The sequence below is a fragment of the Chryseobacterium vaccae genome, assembly GCF_009602705.1.
GTDB classification, from domain to species: domain Bacteria; phylum Bacteroidota; class Bacteroidia; order Flavobacteriales; family Weeksellaceae; genus Chryseobacterium; species Chryseobacterium vaccae.
On sequence record NZ_VSWH01000001.1, the window covers coordinates 2294187 to 2312274 of the forward strand.

16 protein-coding genes are annotated in these 18088 nt (G+C 37.5%); 7 read left to right on the forward strand and 9 right to left on the reverse strand.

Annotated elements, in window-relative coordinates; genetic code table 11:
- Positions 1-89 precede the first annotated feature (89 nt).
- The 5 genes from FW768_RS10435 to FW768_RS10455 are packed head-to-tail and all read left to right on the forward strand — an operon-like array spanning position 90 to position 3148.
- Positions 90-803, forward strand: coding sequence for a CDP-alcohol phosphatidyltransferase family protein (locus tag FW768_RS10435; RefSeq protein ID WP_153395179.1), 714 nt, complete (start codon positions 90-92; stop codon positions 801-803).
- A gap of 28 nt (positions 804-831) precedes the next feature.
- Positions 832-1596 (forward strand): 3'-5' exonuclease, encoded by a 765-nt coding sequence (locus FW768_RS10440; protein ID WP_153395181.1) that lies wholly within the window; start codon positions 832-834, stop codon positions 1594-1596.
- Positions 1597-1601: 5 nt separating this feature from the next.
- Positions 1602-2000 carry a putative signal transducing protein gene (locus FW768_RS10445; protein WP_153395183.1) on the forward strand — a complete coding sequence of 133 codons (399 nt, stop codon included), beginning with the start codon at positions 1602-1604 and terminating at the stop codon, positions 1998-2000.
- Positions 2001-2045: 45 nt separating this feature from the next.
- Positions 2046-2651 carry a fumarylacetoacetate hydrolase family protein gene (locus FW768_RS10450; protein ID WP_153395185.1) on the forward strand — a complete coding sequence of 202 codons (606 nt, stop codon included), beginning with the start codon at positions 2046-2048 and terminating at the stop codon, positions 2649-2651.
- A gap of 59 nt (positions 2652-2710) precedes the next feature.
- Positions 2711-3148, forward strand: a complete 438-nt coding sequence (locus tag FW768_RS10455) for a universal stress protein (RefSeq protein WP_153395187.1) — start codon at positions 2711-2713, stop codon at positions 3146-3148.
- 83 nt (positions 3149-3231) lie between these two features.
- Here the strand turns inward: FW768_RS10455 and FW768_RS10460 are convergent, their stop codons facing one another.
- Positions 3232-3465 carry a DUF6341 family protein gene (locus FW768_RS10460; RefSeq protein ID WP_153395189.1) on the reverse strand — a complete coding sequence of 78 codons (234 nt, stop codon included), beginning with the start codon at positions 3463-3465 and terminating at the stop codon, positions 3232-3234.
- Positions 3466-3507: 42 nt separating this feature from the next.
- Here FW768_RS10460 and FW768_RS10465 point away from each other — a divergent pair, with 42 nt between their 5' ends.
- Together FW768_RS10465 and FW768_RS10470 are read left to right on the forward strand one after the other, a co-directional pair.
- Complete coding sequence (locus FW768_RS10465) at positions 3508-4413, forward strand: DUF6427 family protein (RefSeq protein WP_153395191.1); 906 nt, start codon at positions 3508-3510, stop codon at positions 4411-4413.
- Positions 4414-4418: 5 nt separating this feature from the next.
- Complete coding sequence (locus FW768_RS10470) at positions 4419-5003, forward strand: DUF3109 family protein (RefSeq protein ID WP_153395192.1); 585 nt, start codon at positions 4419-4421, stop codon at positions 5001-5003.
- Positions 5004-5053: 50 nt separating this feature from the next.
- On the opposite strand, the gene FW768_RS10475 is transcribed toward FW768_RS10470, so the two are convergent.
- From FW768_RS10475 to FW768_RS10510, 8 genes are all read right to left on the reverse strand, one after another.
- Positions 5054-7897, reverse strand: a complete 2844-nt coding sequence (locus tag FW768_RS10475) for a M16 family metallopeptidase (RefSeq protein WP_153395194.1) — start codon at positions 7895-7897, stop codon at positions 5054-5056.
- A gap of 151 nt (positions 7898-8048) precedes the next feature.
- Complete coding sequence (locus FW768_RS10480; protein ID WP_153395196.1) at positions 8049-8735, reverse strand: hypothetical protein; 687 nt, start codon at positions 8733-8735, stop codon at positions 8049-8051.
- A gap of 254 nt (positions 8736-8989) precedes the next feature.
- Positions 8990-10324: a trigger factor gene (locus FW768_RS10485; RefSeq protein WP_153395198.1), complete on the reverse strand. Its 1335-nt coding sequence runs from the start codon at positions 10322-10324 to the stop codon at positions 8990-8992.
- A gap of 143 nt (positions 10325-10467) precedes the next feature.
- Complete coding sequence (locus FW768_RS10490) at positions 10468-11034, reverse strand: hypothetical protein (RefSeq protein WP_153395200.1); 567 nt, start codon at positions 11032-11034, stop codon at positions 10468-10470.
- Positions 11035-11065: 31 nt separating this feature from the next.
- Positions 11066-13450 carry a TonB-dependent receptor gene (locus tag FW768_RS10495; protein WP_153395202.1) on the reverse strand — a complete coding sequence of 795 codons (2385 nt, stop codon included), beginning with the start codon at positions 13448-13450 and terminating at the stop codon, positions 11066-11068.
- Between the two features lie 269 nt (positions 13451-13719).
- Complete coding sequence (locus tag FW768_RS10500) at positions 13720-14076, reverse strand: hypothetical protein (protein ID WP_153395204.1); 357 nt, start codon at positions 14074-14076, stop codon at positions 13720-13722.
- 350 nt (positions 14077-14426) lie between these two features.
- Entirely contained in the window at positions 14427-16358 is a 1932-nt protein-coding gene (locus tag FW768_RS10505) for an ABC-F family ATP-binding cassette domain-containing protein (protein WP_153395206.1), read from the reverse strand.
- A 318-nt stretch (positions 16359-16676) separates the two neighbouring features.
- A complete protein-coding gene (locus FW768_RS10510) occupies positions 16677-18053 on the reverse strand; it encodes a T6SS phospholipase effector Tle1-like catalytic domain-containing protein (RefSeq protein WP_231128669.1) in 1377 nt (458 codons plus the stop codon).
- Positions 18054-18088 lie beyond the last annotated feature (35 nt).

Genomic DNA, 18088 nt, shown 5'->3' on the forward strand with positions numbered 1-18088 from the left:
TCGGCAAATTTACATCAAAATCATATGAATGTATTTTTTCCTGCATAATATTTCAGGATAAAATTTGGAAAAACTGTATTTTTGCGGATATGAATTTCATAAAAAATAATCTTGCCAACTTACTGACGCTTGCTAATCTGCTGGCAGGCTGTATAGGGGCAATACATCTTATTCTGGGAGATTACCAGACCACTGCCATCTGCCTGATCCTCTCTTCTATCTTTGATTTTTTTGATGGATTTGTAGCCAGAGCTGTAAAATCTAATTCTAATCTGGGGCTTCAACTGGATTCTCTTGCTGACATGATCAGCTTTGGGCTGATTCCGGGGCTTACCATGTTTAAAGCACTGGAACCTTTCGGAAGCGAGCTTCTGGGAATGCATTTCCCTTTTGAGATTAAATACATCGGGCTTTTGGTTACCGTTTTTTCATGCCTCAGACTGGCTATTTTTAATCTTGATGAAGAGCAGCGTTATTATTTTAAAGGCCTCAACACTCCTACCAATACTGTTTTATTATTTGGGTTGTATTATGCCTTCAAAGAAACAGGAAACTTCAGCTTCTTATTTGAGAACGAATTATTTTTGATAGCACTGACCATAATTACTTCATGGCTTTTAATCAGTCCTATAAAAATGATGGCGATGAAATTTAAATCCAAAACATTAAAAGATAATTATCCAAAGGTAATATTACTGGCAGGCGGTATTGCTATTCTGGCTTTTTTCCAGATTGTAGGAATCCCTATGCTTGTGATTTATTATATATTGGTATCACTTATTTTTCAGGGACAGTTAAAATAAACACATTTTCAAATTATTAATCATCAACATGAATTTAAAACTCCATAAACCTCTTTGCATTTTTGATCTTGAAACCACAGGAACCAACATCGGAAAAGACAGAATTGTAGAAATCTGCATATTAAAAGTAAATCCTGATGCGTCCAGAGAAAGCAAAACCTGGCGTGTAAACCCTGAGATGCTTATTCCAAAAGAATCCAGTGAAATCCACGGAATTTATGATGAAGATGTAAAAGATGCTCCAACCTTCAGAGAAATTGCTCCCAAAATTATGGAAATGCTTGCAGGAACTGACTTAGGAGGCTTTAATTCTAACCGTTTTGACGTTCCTCTTCTGGCTGAAGAGCTTTTAAGAGTGGGTATTGATTTTGATCTGAGTAAATTCAGACTGGTAGATGCCCAGACCATTTTCCACAAAAAAGAACCGAGAAATTTAGGGGCTGCCTACCAGTTCTATTGTGGCAAAACCTTGGAAAATGCACACTCTGCGGAAGCTGATGTAATGGCTACTTTTGAAGTACTGGATGCACAGGTGGGAAAATATGATGATATTCCGAATGAGATTGCTCCTTTAAGTGAATTTACATTCCACAATAAGAATGCAGATCTGGCAGGATTTATCGGATACAATGATAAAATGGTGGAAGTTTTCAACTTCGGAAAATATAAAGGACAGGGTGTAAAGGCTGTTTTCCAAAAAGATCTTGGATATTTCGGATGGCTTCAGAATGCAGACTTTCCTCTGTATACTAAGAAAGTATTCACAAAGATTCAATTGACTGGTAAATCCTAAACAAAATGTCAGAACTTGTCCGTTTTAAATTCTATGAAACTGCTCTGGAAGCCAACAGGGACAAACAGATCCTTGCTGAAAACGGGGTCAACAGTTTCATTGCCAACGAGCAGCTTATTCAGTCGGACTGGCTCCTGTCTCAGGCTGTAGGCGGCATCCAGCTTCAGGTATTTGAAGAAGATCTGGAAAAAGCAAAACAGATCCTGCAAGAGTATAAAGACAATGAAGCGTTTTCACTGGAAGCTGAACATACCATTGTAAATCCTGAATTTGATTTTGTATGCCCCAAATGTGGTTCTAACCATATTTACAGAGATGACAGGGCAACCAGCTTTTTTGGGATCTCCATCCTGAAGAGCCAGAAATTTGTCTGCTATCATTGCGGTAACGAATTCATACACTAACAATTCTCAGTATATCACTATTCTATCATTAAAATAAAAAGAATTATGAAAATTATCTGTATAGGAAGAAATTACAGCGAACATGCAAAGGAACTGGGAAATGAAATTCCTGAGAAACCGGTTATTTTCATGAAGCCTGACACTGCCGTATTAAAAGGAAATGATTTTTATATTCCTGAATTTTCAGAAGATATCCATTATGAGCTGGAAGTGGTTCTGAAGGTTTCAAAAGGCGGAAAATATATCCAGAAAGATTCTGCAAACAAACATTATGAAGAAATCAGCCTTGGAATAGATTTTACGGCAAGAGATCTTCAGAACGAGCTTAAATCCAAAGGACTTCCCTGGGAACTGGCTAAAGGTTTTGACGGATCTGCTGTTGTCGGAAATTTCTTCAAAAAAGAAAACTTTGATCTTCAGAACCTTGAGTTTTCTTTATTACAGAATAAAAGTAAAGTTCAGGATGGCAATACAAAAGATATGATGTTCAGTTTTGATGATATTATAGCTTTCGTTTCCCAGTATTTTACTTTAAGAGTAGGTGACCTGATCTTTACAGGAACACCAAAAGGAGTTGGAAAAGTGAATGAAAATGATATTCTGGAAGCGTATCTGAAAGATGATAAAATTCTTGATATCCGAATATTATAACTTATTTAACATAAATTCCGACAATTTTTTCCTATCTTTAGGTAACAAAATTAGAGGTCATGATAAATATTGTATTACCCGTAGATTTTGGGGATAAAACAGAACAACTTGTAGAAGGTGCCGTAAAATTTGCAAAACAGCTGAACGGCAGAATTTTCCTTATTCACGTAGCACCGTCCGATATTGGTTTTGCCATTGGTGATATGGGATATCAATATTTTCCTGAGGTGGAGCAAAACGAGATCAGAGAAGAGCTGGTACAGCTGAATAAAATAGAACAGCGCATCATTGCTCACGATATAGACTGTGAGCACCTTTTGAAGCAGGGACTTGCCAAAGAAACAATCCTGGAATATGCTAAAGCAAAAAATGCAGATTACATTGTGATGGGATCACACGGAAGAAGCGGAATCTACGATGTATTCGTAGGAAGCCTTACAAAAGGTCTTACCAAAGATTCTCCTGTTCCGGTGCTGGTACTCCCTATTCATGACTAGAGAATACAAATAAATTTAATCGTTAATAAAAAAACCGATCGGAAACAATCTTCCAATCGGTTTTTTACTATATAACCAATTAATTAACCTTCTTTTTTGTAGATTTTCGGATCGTAGTAAGGGTTCTTGCCCTCCGTTGGAGAATAGTAGTCTTTATCTTTATCGCCACCTAGTTTTGCAACCAGGACATAGCACCAATACGTGAACAATACACAGCAAACGATAAATAAAATCCAGTTCAGAACATTTCCAAATGTATCATAAAAACCGAAAGACCATTTGAAAACTTTACTTAAGAATAACCAGAAAGACGTCATTATTTTCCTTTTTTAAATTAACTTTGTACAAATTTATAAAAAATGTTTAAATTACTTTCAAAAGAAAGCAATATTTTTTCAATTCCTGTTTATATTGGTTGCCTTCTTTTAGTAGTATTAATATTTAACATACTGAATTTCAATACTTATGAAGCTATAATTGCCGGAATTACTTTTCTGGGAATTGCTTTAGGATATTTTTGTTTTCACAGCATTGCTCTGAATTATCAAACTCATCTGCCCTTATTTTTATATACAATTTTTATTTTCGGGCTGTATCCTGGAAATCTGGACATCGGCATTGCCGTTTCATTGCTTACCAATTCATTTCTCATCCTTCTTCTGACCAGTACGGATGAAGATATCAGAAAGAAATCTTATGTTCTGGTAGGATCTATTGTTGCTTTGAACTTTATTTTCCTGCCAACCACCTGGCCTATGGCTGTTTTTGTTATTATTCATGTGATTGCTACCTCTCAAAGAATTGCACTGAATCTTTTCAGATTTCTTCTGGGAATCATCCTGATTGCATTCAGCTATTTTTCAATTATGTTCTTTTTCCGCTTTACTTCATGGAATATCGATTATTTTCCGTTTGGAAAAATGAAACCCATGACTGACTATAGTGAGCTGATTCCGCTTCTTCCGGTTGCCCTGATGCTTATATATGCTGTATATGACCATTTTACCAACTATAATAAGAAAAGCCCGATAAGCCGCTACAAATACACTTTCCTGCTGGTTTTTTCCGTGGCTCAGCTGATCACCATTATTCTGTATATGAATAAAAGTTATGAATATCTTCTGCTGCTGGCATTTCCCTCCAGTATTATCCTGAGCAGAATGATGAGATTTTTACCTAAGTACTGGATGCAGGAAGTGAGTCTGTGGCTGATTATAATCAGCCTTATCACATTCAAAGCAGGTACATATTTTGATTTATTTTAAAGATTATGATTCAGATAGACGATAAATTGATTTCTGAGGATATTTTTTCCGAAGAATTTGTTTGCAACCTTACGAAATGTAAAGGTGCATGCTGTGTGGAAGGAGATGTAGGTGCTCCACTGGACAAAGATGAACTTGAAATTTTAGACAGCATCTTTGACAAAATCAAGCCCTATCTTACTCCGGAAGGCATTAAAGCCCTTGAAGAACAAGGTACATGGACTACTGATCCTATGGACGGAATGTATGTTACCCCAATGGTGGAAGACCGCGAATGTGCTTATGTAACCTTTGATGAAAAGGGAATTACAAAATGCGGAATTGAAAAAGCGTATGAAGACGGAGCTGTAGACTGGCAAAAGCCTATCTCATGCCACCTCTATCCAATCCGTATTACAGAATATTCCACTTTTACGGCTCTAAACTATCACGAATGGAATGTCTGCAGCGATGCCTGTACGCTTGGAAAAGAACTTCAGGTACCTGTTTACAAATTTCTGAAAACTCCGCTGACCAGAAAATACGGTGAAGCGTTTTACGAAGTTTTAAGTGAAGCTGCCGATGAATGGAAAAAAGAATATGGTTCATAAAATAAAAAACCGCAGAGTGATCTGCGGTTTTCTTATATAAATAAAAGCTTTTAGTTGGCTGCACCTACTTTTTTAGCTTCTTCTTTTTTAGCATTTTCCCATCCGTCTTCCGGCATTAGTGTTGCTGTAATTCTTCCTTTAGAAAGATATTTTTTCGCCACATCCTGAAGATCTTTTACGGTAAGGGCTTTTACTTTGTCCTGATAGTTCAGGATGTCGTATTTATCGCTTCCGTCCAACTGATTTTTAGACAAAGCACTCATCCAGTACATATTGTCTTTAAGATCTGTCTTATTATCATTGTACTCTCCTTCTTTGTATTTGTCAAGATCTTTCTGCTCAGGACCTTTATCAATCAGTTTCTGAAGTTCTGCAATAGCACTTTTCGTTAATTTGTCAGCATTTTCAGGTCCGCAAGGAAAGCTGATACTGAAGCTGTAGGTACTGTATGGAACTTTGTTCATTCCTCCTCTGGCTCCTCCGCCGTAGATACCGCTTTCATCTTCTCTAAGCTTCTCAATTACTTTAATGGTTGCCACTTCTCCAAGAGCAGATAAAGCCAAAGCTTCTTTCTCATTGTAAGGAGCTTCTCCACTGTAAGAAATCGTTACCATACTCTTAGGGTCTTTTCCTTTTTTGTATACTTTGGTAAAATCACCCGTCATCTGTCTGTAGCCTGTATCTTTGAATGAGGTTGTTTTTCCTGCGGAAGGAAGACTTGCAATATACTGCAATACTTCATTTTTGAATTTAGCTTCGTCAATATTTCCTACGAAATAGAACTGGAAGTTACCGGCATTAGCAAATTTCTCTTTGTAAATGTCGTATGCCTTTTTATAGTCTGTATTCGCCCATTCTTTTTCCATTGGAACCACTCCGATAAATCTAGGGTTCTTCTGATTCATGAATTTAGCATGTTCGCTTGAGAAATAGAACTGAGGATTAGACAGAAGGTTATTCAGCATGGCTGCCTGTTTTTCTTTATAAGCATTGAATGCTGCCGGGTTGAAGTTTAAATCTGTGAAATAGGCATACATAAGCTCCATTGCTGTTCCCAGATCCTTTTGTGAAGATCTTCCTGAAATCCCTTCAAAAAGAGGGGTAATCATTGGGTTTACACCAACCTGCTTTCCTGCAAGATAATTGGTAAGATCTGCTTTGGAAAGGCCTCCTACTCCTGCTTCTGATAATGCAGAGAAAGCAAATTGTGTTTTATTGAAATCAGCATCCGAAATTAAAGAGCTTCCTCCTAAACTTCTTGCTGAGAATACAATTTCGTCATCTTTGAAATCTGTTTTCTTGAAAGTCACTTTTGCACCGTTGCTTAACGTCCAGGTTGTTGTTCCCAGTTTTGCATCCGTTTCCGTTTTTGCAATTTTTCCTTCAGATTTGAAAGGTTTTACCAGATTTTTGATGGTTGCTTTCTCTTCGTAAGGTTTAAGGTCGGCCATTTTCACCGCTTCAAAGGTATTCAGTACCATTGCTTCGGTAGGCATTGTTACATTATCTTTTTTAGGACCTGTTATCACGATTACCCTGCTGTCATCCTTAACCATTTTCTTGATGACATCGTTGGTCTGTGCCAAAGTAACGGAAGGAAGGAATGATTTTGTATCTTCATATTCCCAGGCAATTCCAGGCATAGGCTCCTGCTCCAGGAAGTTTCTTACATACTCATCTACCAGCATATCACTTTCCGTTTTGTCACGGTTGTTGTAAGATCTTTCAAGGTTGGATAAAACCTGCGCCTTTGCACGGTCAAGTTCAGTTTGTGTAAACCCGAACCTTTTTGCTCTTTCCACTTCTTCCAATAGAACTTTAAGCGCACTAAGCTGATTTCCTTCTTTCACCATAGCAAATCCCTGTAAAGCTTCTTTAGTTCTTGCGTATGTTCCTCCGTGATATACGGAACCAAACGTGAAAGGCGGATTATTTGAGTTAATAAGCTCTCTCAATCTGTTGTTCAGCATGGTTGTAGAAAGATTTTCTATAATACTTTGATTGTACTGCTGGATCGTTACATCCGGCTTATACGCTTCAGCATCTTTCATAATAAACTGAACCATAGAATTGGTTGCATCAGGATCAGTTTCAATCGCTACCAGTGTTTCTTTATGGTTAGGAAGGTCAAATACTTTTCTTTCTCTCGGCTTGGAAGGATTTTTATATTTTCCGAAATTCTCCTTTACCTTTTTCTCCACTTCATCCACATTGATATCTCCAACCACTACAAGAGCCATAAGATCTGGTCTGTACCAATCCTGATGGAATTTTCTGATGACATCCGGTTTAAAGTTTTCCAGCACTTCCTTTTTACCGATCGGCAGTCTGTCTGCATATTGGGATTTATATAAAAGCTTAGGAAGATATTTATCTGACATTCTTTTATCAGCGCCAAGACCTAATCTCAATTCCTCTAAAACAACCCCTCTTTCCTTATTGATCTGCTCATCGGAAAGTGTTGCATTAAAGGCCCAGTCTTCCATTACTTTCAGACCTGCATCCAGATTTCCCGGCTTATCTAGAGGAACAGGAAGCATATAAACAGTTTCATCAAAACTAGTGTACGCATTAAGGTGCTGCCCGAACTTCACTCCTATAGACTGCAGAAAGTCCACTAATTTATTGTCCGGAAAATTTTTGGTTCCGTTGAAGTTCATGTGCTCCATAAAGTGAGCAAGACCTCTCTGGTTTTCATCTTCAAGAATAGATCCGGCATTGATAGCCAGACGGAAATCTACTTTCTTTTCAGGTAATGTGTTTTTTTTGATGTAGTACTTCATTCCGTTGGAAAGGGTACCGATTCTTACAGAAGGATCCACAGGGATATTCTGCCCGAAAACATTTGAGGACATCAGAACGACCACCGCAAATGACGATAAAATTCTCTTCATGTTATTTGATTTTATTTTGAGCCAAAAGTATCAATTATTCACCACGTAAAGAAATGCTAAAATCCGGATTATAGTTAAATTTGAGTTAAAATTAAAAATCCAGCAAAAAGCCGGGTACTTTCCCGGCTTTGTTATTAAAAAAATCAATTTTTTATTTGAATTCACTATCATTGATTACCGGATTAAGAGTAATCTTGGTAGTTTTAATCGTTGCTTTCTGCCCGTTTCCTTCAAAGTCTACTTCTGATGGGAATTTTAATCCATCAACAGTCATATAGCTTTTAATAGTCATACCTCCCTGCTCAGATCCTACTTTATATAAAAGTCCTGTAGAGGCATCAAAGTATGATTTTCCTTTATCAGAAACCAAAACATTATAATCTTTACCATCTAGTTTTTCTACTGAAGCTGATTTAAAATCCGCCTCTTCAAAAGCTAATGCTTCAACCGGACCTCCTTTTTTCAAAGCTGGAATCTGGTCTGCCGGAAGATCCATTTTCTGCCCCATCTGATCTACATATCCTTTTTCACCATCAAAAACCTGAGTCATAGACTGGCCCATTACAGACTGTACAGATTTGAATTTATTTCCTGATTTTTGGGTAGTCATTGCAATTTCCATCCCTTGGGTACTCATCGTATTTTCAATGGTAATAGACTTTACAGCTTCTAATTTATTTTTACCACCCAAAGCGTTGAAATATTTATCCAAAACATCTTTAGGTGTTAATTGTGATTTTGCAACTTCCGTCTTAGCAGGAGCTGCACTTTTCTTTTGAGCCGCTGCCGGAACCGAAAAAAGTACGGCACAGAAAAACGGAATGATAATCTTTTTCATAATAATGATAATAAGTTTAAAGTGTAAATATATGAATATTGGAGAAAATAAAATCAATAAAAGAAATTATCCTCAGGGCTGAATATTGGCAAATACTTTATGGATGGGAGATTGATGCAGGAAGATGGGCCTTGTCATTAACTTCCAAATTCAGATTGTTGTTGAAATATGATTAACTAACTTTAACAGGATGGTCTGTTTAAACAAAAAAACCGCCATAACTGGCGGTTTTGAAATATTTATATCAAGAAATATTATTTCTTAAGTTCTTCTAAAAACTCATCGTGAGAGATTACAGTTTCTTTTTTACCTGCTTTCTCAAGGATAACGTCTTTTAGTTTAGCCATAGCTACTTCAGAAGAAATTTGTCTTACCTGCTCCTGATCTTTCAACATTTCAACAGCATATTTCTGGATTTCTTCATCTCCTAAGTGGTGAATTCCGTAGATTGCCAGCTGATTTCTTACCAATTGCTCAGCCTGAGCCAATACATCAGCATAATCTAACTGAATTTCATTGTCAGTCATCAACTTACCTTCAATGATCTGGTATCTTAACTGGTTTTTCTCTGCTTCAAGAATTGCTTTAGCCTGATCTTCAGACTGGATGTTCTGATTAGAGAACTGTAACCACTTTACAAGGAAAGTTTCAGGAAGTTTTACTTCTTCTTTGTCTGTAACCTGCTCCAATACTTTATTCACAAAGTGAACGTCTGCATTCTGCTGGAAGTACTCATCCAGTTCAGATTTCACTTTTTCTTTAAGTTCTTCTTCAGACTTGATGTTTCCTTCTCCGTATACTTTATCAAAAAGTTCCTGATTAAGCTCAGCAAGGTTTAGTGAATAGAAGTCTTTTACAGTTACTTCCACTTCAGCGTGGTGTAAATGTTCTACTTCCTCTTTGCTGAATCCTAATTCTTTAGCTAATTCTTCATCTCCTGCAAGAGTTTCTTTCGTTACTTTTACAGATCCGTCCATTTTCAATCCTTTTACCAATTTGAAAGCTTCTTTGTTTTCAGCTGTAATGGTAACGTTCTTTGGATGGTGGTGGTGCTCTCCTTCTGCATCTTCTTCTACAACCTGAGAAACTTCTAAAGCAATGTAAGAATCTTTAGTGATCTTATCCTGAGGAACCTGCTCTGCGAAACGTCTCTGCATGTTCTCGATGCTTTTGTTGATCTCTTTTTCAGAAGCTTCTACTTTGTAGTGAGGAGCTTCGTATGACGCTAAATCTATAGTGAATTCAGGCTCATATCCAACTTCAAAAGCAACTTCCAATTGATCAGCATTGTAATCGAATTCGTTTACTGGCTGAGGAACAGGCTGTCCAACTAGTCTTAATTTGTTTTCGTTAACGTAGTTGTTCAAAGCGTCAGAAACCTGTTTGTTGATTTCTTCAAATGCAATACCTGCTTCATATTGTTTTCTAACCATACTTAAAGGCACTTTCCCTTTTCTGAAACCAGGAACTTGCGCATTTTTAGCATAATTAATCAATTGCTTTTCTACTCTTTCTTTGTAGTCAGATTTTTCCAATGTTACGGTAAGTAAAGCACTTACGTCATCATGGTTTTGTGCGGTAACCTTCATTATTGATTAAAATTTTAGGTTGCAAAAATATGAAATTTTTATGAAAATAACTCATTAATAATAAATTCTTAACGGTCAAATATTTATAAATGAAAAACCGCTGAAAAATTCAGCGGTCGGTTACTTTAATATTAAGGTTTTTATTAGTGAATATCAATTAAAGCATCTACATCACTTTCTCCTCCTACCACACTTCCCAACTGGTTATCGGATGAAGGTGAATTTTCATTGACAGAGGTTGGTGCATGGATAAGTTTGATATTGGCTTTACCGTTGGTTGTTGTACTTACCACAGTCCATTCTGTTTTAAGCCCTAATCTTTTCCCGTCTGTTCTTATAACATCATCTGCGGCTCTTTTCACTTTAACATCGGCTCCTGCGAAATTAAAAATGATAAAATGTTCGTCTTTCTCTTCCAGGATCTCGTCGTTAGCGCTATGGTAATGATCATCATGCTTCACCTGAAAATCAAGTTCTACCGTATAAACATCACCGGCATGAGCATGAATATGAGCATCTGCCACTCCTCCGATATAATTAATAGTTTGGATATCTGCCGCATCATTTTTATTCGTAAGCTTCACAACCAGCTTTTCGATTTCTTCATGTTCGTGGATATCTTCCGGAATACTGTCGTTATCATCATTTCTACAAGAGAATAACAGAACTGCAGCGAAAAGTATAAGTGTTATATTGAATATTTTTTTCATTTTGATTTAAATTTTAAGTATTAATAATAAATTAGAAATTGTATTTCAGAGTAACCACGAAATTTCTTCCCGGTTCATACATTACTAATCTTAACCTGTTAAGATATTCTTTGTAAAGAGTGTTCGTAATGTTATTTATTCTGAAATTCAGGTTAAAGTTTTTGAAAATATCTGCCCCGACAGATGCATTAAATGCAACATATCCCGGAGGAGGCGTGCTCATATCGATGGTTTTTGTTACAAGCGTTCCATTTTCTATAAAGGTGATATCAGGATTTCTTACCGGAAAACGTTTCTGATGTGTAACAATATCATTTTCCAAAGTTATATAAAACTTGGAAGGTTTATTGAGTTTCAACTCAACGCTGTTCCTAAGTTTAGTCGGCATCATCAGGATAAGAGGTTCATCATTCGTCAGATCATTCCCTCTCAAAGTACTGAATGCGGATCTAAAGTTCAGGTTATCAAGAATCCGAAGTTCTGCTTCTGCATCCAATCCGTACATTCTGGCTTTAATCTGCTGATACGTCCAGATTGGGAAAACCCCTCTATTGGTTGACTGTATCCCTGTTGGAACCTGATTAATAAAGCTATCGGAGTACATAAAGTAAGGACTTGCTTCAATATGTAGCCCTTTCAGCACATCAAACTGAGCCGCCAAAGAAAGATTTACATTATAAGCCGTCTCTTTTTTGATGGTCAGGTCGCCTTTTTCCATCACTGCTGCAGAATGGTGAAGTCCGTCTGCAAACAATTCTGCAGGATTAGGAGTTCTTTCTGCTCGGGATGCATTCAGCTTCACTTCAAAATTACGGACCGGAGTATAATTCAGGCCGATATTGGCTGAAAGATTATGATAATCCAGAATCGGACGGGTTAGAATTCTGCTGTCATTTTTCTGCACAAAAAATTGTGGGAAAAGGTCGGCATATTTACTTTCCCATTCGGAAGCATCATAATATTTATAGGCATCGTATCTGCTGAAATCATACCGTACAGCAGCTTCTGCATTCAGTTTACCGTTAAATCTATATTTAAACACAGAAAACGCTCCGGCATCATAGCGATAATAATCAGGAATCAGACGTCTTGCTTTGGTAGCCGGGTTTGGATAATTATCCTGATATCCCGCAGAAATTCCACTCTCCAGGCTCCATGCTGAGCGTTCAAGGAGGTGTGTTAAACTTGCTGTATGGGTAATCAATCTTAAATCCATGGAAGGAACAGCATTCAGCTCACCCCTTCTGATATCAAACTCTTTACGTCTGTTTAATTGAAAACTATACTGGAAAGTCAGCTTTCCAAAATCGGCAAAACGCTTGTAAGCCATCACTTTTCCGATATGATGCTCAACTTCCTGTTTCGGGCTGTTGATATCATAGCTGAAACCGTCGTAAAAATAGGCCTGACCAAGATTTACGGCATTGTAATAATCTATCGGTCCTCCAAGGTGAGCCCCTTTGTAAATCCCGAATTCCTGATTGATTCCGCTATAAGCCACTTCAAATCCCTGCATAAAACTCTGCTTTCCGAAAGAAAAATTAAAAGAATTAATTTCCAGTCCGGTATTTTGCAGCGTGTGATGAGGAATGTACTGGTCTCCCAGCTTCTTGTAGCTTCCTCCGGTTTTTACAAACCAGTCATTTTTCCAGGATTTCAGAGCATTTGCAGCCAGTTCACCGCCTTTTCCGTTAGACATTCCTGACAGTTTTATATTTCCCATCAGCGTATCTTTCTTGGGTAGCGGCGCCGGTTCCAGAATGATAGTTCCCCCGATTCCTTCGCTACCGTATTTTAATGCCGATGCTCCTTTGATTACATCGATATGTTCAAAATCATTGACGTCCACATTAGGAGCATGCTCTACTCCCCATTCCTGTTCAGCCATTTTCACTCCGCTGTTCAAAATAGAAATACGGCTTCCGTAAAGACCTCGGATAACAGGTTTTGAAATATTATTCCCTGTTTTCAATGCGGTAACTCCGGATAATCTTGAAAGCAAATTCCCCAGATTTTCCGTTGAATTTCTTTCAATTTCAGTTTTGTCCAGCGTTTTCATAATTACGGATGCTTTCTTTTTATGGCTTCCGTGCAGGGTAATGGTTTCGATATCACCGGAATGATGCTCTAGTATAATTGTCAGGCTAAGATCCTGGTCAACTCCTATATTTTCAGTATAATCATTGCAATCAGGATGTTTAGCAATGAGTGTATACTTTCCCGCAGGAATCCTGGGAAGGACAAACTTACCTTTCCGGTCTGTTTTTGCCGTGAACGTCCCGATTTTCACTTCTGCATTTTCCAGCATGGTTTTATCATGAAAATCCTGAACGGTTCCTTCAATGGTGTACGTTTTTTGTGCACTTGTAAGCGCCAGTCCGCAAAAGACCAGCAGCAGGCTATATATCAATTTCATTGTCAATAAATAGATTGAGTACCTTTTTTGAGGTACATTTTTTCGTAAAAATTAAGGGATGGGTTTATAATCTGTGTTGATGTACGATGTACAATGTATAATGTACTATGTCTTAATGATCAAAGAAAGTTATAAATCATTAAAAGCTGTATTACTGTTTCCAGCCAACAGACTATTAATTGTTTTTACTAACAATATAAGCTTTAAACGTCAAACATTGAATATTACATCTAAAACAGCATGTTTTAAACCCAAAAAGAATCTATGAATTATGAAATTGTGGGTGGACCCCGAAGCTGAAATGTGAATTTAGTCTGAGACCATATTTTTTCCTGAACAGCAATAATAAGTTCTACTTCCTGTGTATAATGTTCAAAAGTAAAACTGTATTCTTCAGGAACCAAAGTATGTCCTGTTGCCAGGAAATGACAGGCAAGACAGTCTCCGGCTTTTTCTTTCTGGGAAGACTTTGCCATGGTATTTTCTGTTTTTTTAAGATTGAAGCTCTTAAAATAGTCTACAGAATCATGGTGGTGAAAGCTTTGGGAAAACAGCGCAACGAAGTATATCCCAAACAAAAGCTTGGCGATAAAACTCTTCAGATTTCTGCTTTCCTTAAAAACCATTTGTCAAAATTATAAAAATAATTTAATTTTTAAATTAAACTTATATTAAAATTAAACTGAACTACTCTTATCAATAGGTAGAAAAGCAGTGCTCTTTGTTACAAAAGAACAGGATTAAAATAACTCAATATAGCTTAATACACTGATTTAAAAATCTTTGGAAAAGAATTTTAAAGATGGAGCAGTTTTTTATTAATCGCAATAGCAGATAAATCGAAGTGTTTTTAAGATAAACAAAGGCGTAAACTTAGCAAAGTCATACAATGTTTTGCAAACTCTGATTAATGTGCGCCTTTGTTTAATTTATTATTCTATTTTGGGAAAAACTCTCTGCTCTTCTTATTTCAAAATTAATCCAGCTGAGAACCTAAATATTCCCACTCCTGTAAAGCAAGTTCAAGTTCTCCCTTGGTTTTATTATATTTTTCCAGGGTTTCCTCTGAAGGATTTTCCTGAGCAAAAGAGGCCTCCATTTTTTCAATTTCGGTTTCCAGTTCTGAAATTTTCTCTTCTACCTTTTTCAGCTTGTTCTGGATGTTTTTTTGCTCTTTACTAACCATAACAGATGACTGGCTGCTTGGTGTAGCAGGCTTCACTTCTGCTTTTTTAGGCTCCGGCTTTACTTCTTCATTGTGCAGCTTTGCTTTTTCTGCAGAAATTTCTCTAAGGGTTTCTTTTTGTCTGTATTCAAGGTATTCTCCTACACTTCCCAGGAATTCTTTCATTCTTCCGTCACGGAATTCATAGATTTTATCACAAAGTCCATCCAGGAATTCTCTGTCGTGGGAAATTACGATCAATGTTCCCTGAAAATTCTGTAGAGCCAGTTTGATAATCTCCTTAGACTGAATATCCAGGTGATTGGTAGGCTCATCCATAATCAGAGTATTGAAAGGACGAAGCAACAATTTACAAAGCGCCAGACGGTTTCTTTCTCCCCCGGAAAGCACTTTTGTTTTTTTGGTTACCGCTTCTCCCTGAAAAAGGAAAGACCCTAAAAGGTCTCTCACTCTTGGTCTTGTTTCTTCCGTTGCGGCATCTTCAGCTTCTTCCAGTACTGTTTTATTGGGTGTCAGTACTTCTTCCTGATTTTGGGCGAAGTATCCGATGTTTACATTATGTCCTAAATTCCAGGTTCCAGTATAATCTTTGATGTCTCCGGCAAGAATTTTGGCTAGTGTTGTTTTTCCCTGTCCGTTTTGTCCTAAAAGGGCAATTCTGTCTCCTCTCTGAACAATAAAGTCTACATCATCAAAAATCTGTTTTGTTCCGTAAGCTTTTCCTAAATGTTCAGCCTCGAAAATAACTTTTCCGGGTACCACAGACTGTACGAAACGGATATTGAATTTGGAAACGTCTTCGGTATCTACTTCAATACGTTCAATTTTATCCAGTTTCTTAATAAGGGACTGTGCAAAAGATGCTTTGGTAGCACTTGCACGGAACTTATTGATGTTATCTTCCATCTGCTTGATCTCCGCGTCCTGATTCTTTTTAGCCTGAATCAGTTTTTCACGGCGTTCTTCACGCATTACAAGATATTTTGAATAATTGGCTTTATAGTCATCAACTTTTTTGTTATTAATGTCAAATGTTCTGTTGCACACCGCCGTCATAAACTGTTTATCGTGGCTTACCAGAACAATGGCTCCAGGATATTCTTTCAGGAAGTTTTCCAGCCAGATAATAGACTCCATATCAAGGTGATTGGTGGGCTCATCGAGAAGCATGATATCATTCTTTTGAAGCAGCAGCTTTGCCAGCTCGATTCTCATTCTCCAACCTCCGGAAAATTCATCGGTAATTTTATGAAAATCATCTGCTTTGAAACCTAAACCAAACAATATTTTCTCCATATCACCTTCAAGATTGTAGGCATCATGGTTCATCAAAAGATCATTAAGTTCAGTCATCTTATTGATCAGATCAGTATAGGCATCACTTTCGTAATCGGTTCTGGTAGCCAGCTGGTGGTTAACTTCTTCCAGCGCTTCTTTCCAGGCATTAATCTGTTCGAAGGCCTGCATGGTTTCATTCCATACCGTTCTTCCTTTAACGAAATCAAGATCCTGCTTCAGGAAACCAATGGTTATATTCCCTTCAGGAACTACATTTCCTTCGTAGAAATTAATTTCTCCCGACAGCATTTTCAACAGGGTAGATTTCCCTGCTCCGTTTTTTCCTACCAAACCAACTTTATCATCTTTTTTGATGGTAAAATTTACGTTTTGAAACAGATAATTTCCCGAATGATGTAATCCTAAACCTTGAACCGAAAGCATTTCTTTTAATTAATAATTAGTTATGAATAATGAATTTTCGGGTGCAAAAGTACGGAAAAAGAAATGAATAGGCCAGAAATAAAAAGAGGGAAGCCGGAAGAGGGAGGATGGAAGTTCACCGCTGCCTCAGACTTTAGGAGGTTTTCTGAAACTGATTTTTGTTTTTATCGCAACGGCAGACAAAAAAAAATTAAATTCCTGATGTTTTTAAGATAAACAAGGCCGCTTCGCTTATTTTTGAAATACAAGAGTTTTAAAGATAGAAGTTTACGAAGCGGCCCATTGTTTTTTTATAACAAAATGCGTTGCTTTCAGGTCTTAATGGTTCCCTTCTTCCAGCTTCCAGCTTTCTCCATTCATTTTATTCATTCTCATCTCGATGGTACGGCTCCAGATATCGTTGTTTGGGACATTGGTTCCATAGAGAAAATCAGGGATAAAGCTGTCTTCGGGAAGATGAAGTTCCATGATAACCTTAGTATGGCTTTCATGATCCAGAGAGCTGCTGCTGGGTACATTAAGGCCATTATTAATCAATTCTGCACTAATATCTTTTGTGGATCTTTTTAATACTTCATCGCTGTACAGCCCGAAGTTGGCAGAAATATGGGTATACTCTGCAAAGCGGCTATAATCATATACAGGCTGGAGTTCCGGCTGCATATTTTTAACGTAAGCTTCTGCACGGATATAAAAGTCTACAAGAAACGGGTGTTTTTCCGGATCTATCTCAAAATCATCTTCTTTAAAATCTGTACTGAAGATCTGTGATGTTACCCTGTTGGTTTCGTCCAACATCAGTCTGCCATATACTTTTGAAAGATCCTGATAAACTTTGTCTCTGGAAACATAAGCTTGCGCAAGAATCACCCCTTTTTCAATCTGAAATTCTGCAAGCAGCGAATCCCATATTTTATTTCCAGCCCTATCTGTTTTGGCATTTCGTATATCTGATACATAATCCTGCAAGTCCTGGGTATTGAGAAAATCTGTAGAAATATAGACGGACTGGGGACCTTCCAGATAGCCACCTCCAATATCTGCATGAGCCCCGGGAACAAAGACCTCCTTCCATACAGAATTCCAGGTTTCCGTTTTTGTATCCCGCCTACTTTTGGAAGTCTCAAAAAAACCGGCAAGAGGAAAAAAGTACCTGCATTCATTCACGGCACACAGATGAAGGGCATTCTCTGTTTCCTGCGGCAAATTGATTGTGTAGGTATTAAAAGGTTTGGATTCTACGGTGTCAAAAACACCCAGAAATTTTATTTTAATGGAGACTGAAGGATACTGTAAGAGAATCTGATTGCTGAAATGTCTTGCCAGCATACTTCCTCTGCTGAATCCATAGATATAAAAATAGTATATTTTGTTGGTATTATTTATTGTATGCTCTACGAAATCATAGGCTTTCTGAAGTTTGTCATCCGAAGAATATCCTTTTTCTCCAGGAGGATTGCTACAGGTCGCCATTGCAAAATTACTATCTTCCCCACCATTTAGGGTACCAATTCCTTCAACATATAATTTGTGGTTTCCGTTAAATAAACTGAACAGTTTGTAAATATTAGTCGCTGCTCCCTGATAACTTTCATTATTCCTGGCCGGCATATTCGCTGAAGCAGCATTAACTCCGTTGTTTCCGGTTCCGTCAAAAAAAATTCCGACTGATATTATTCCATCGTTTTTCATCATTGTGTTTCTACGTTGTAACTGACTATCTCCGGCGT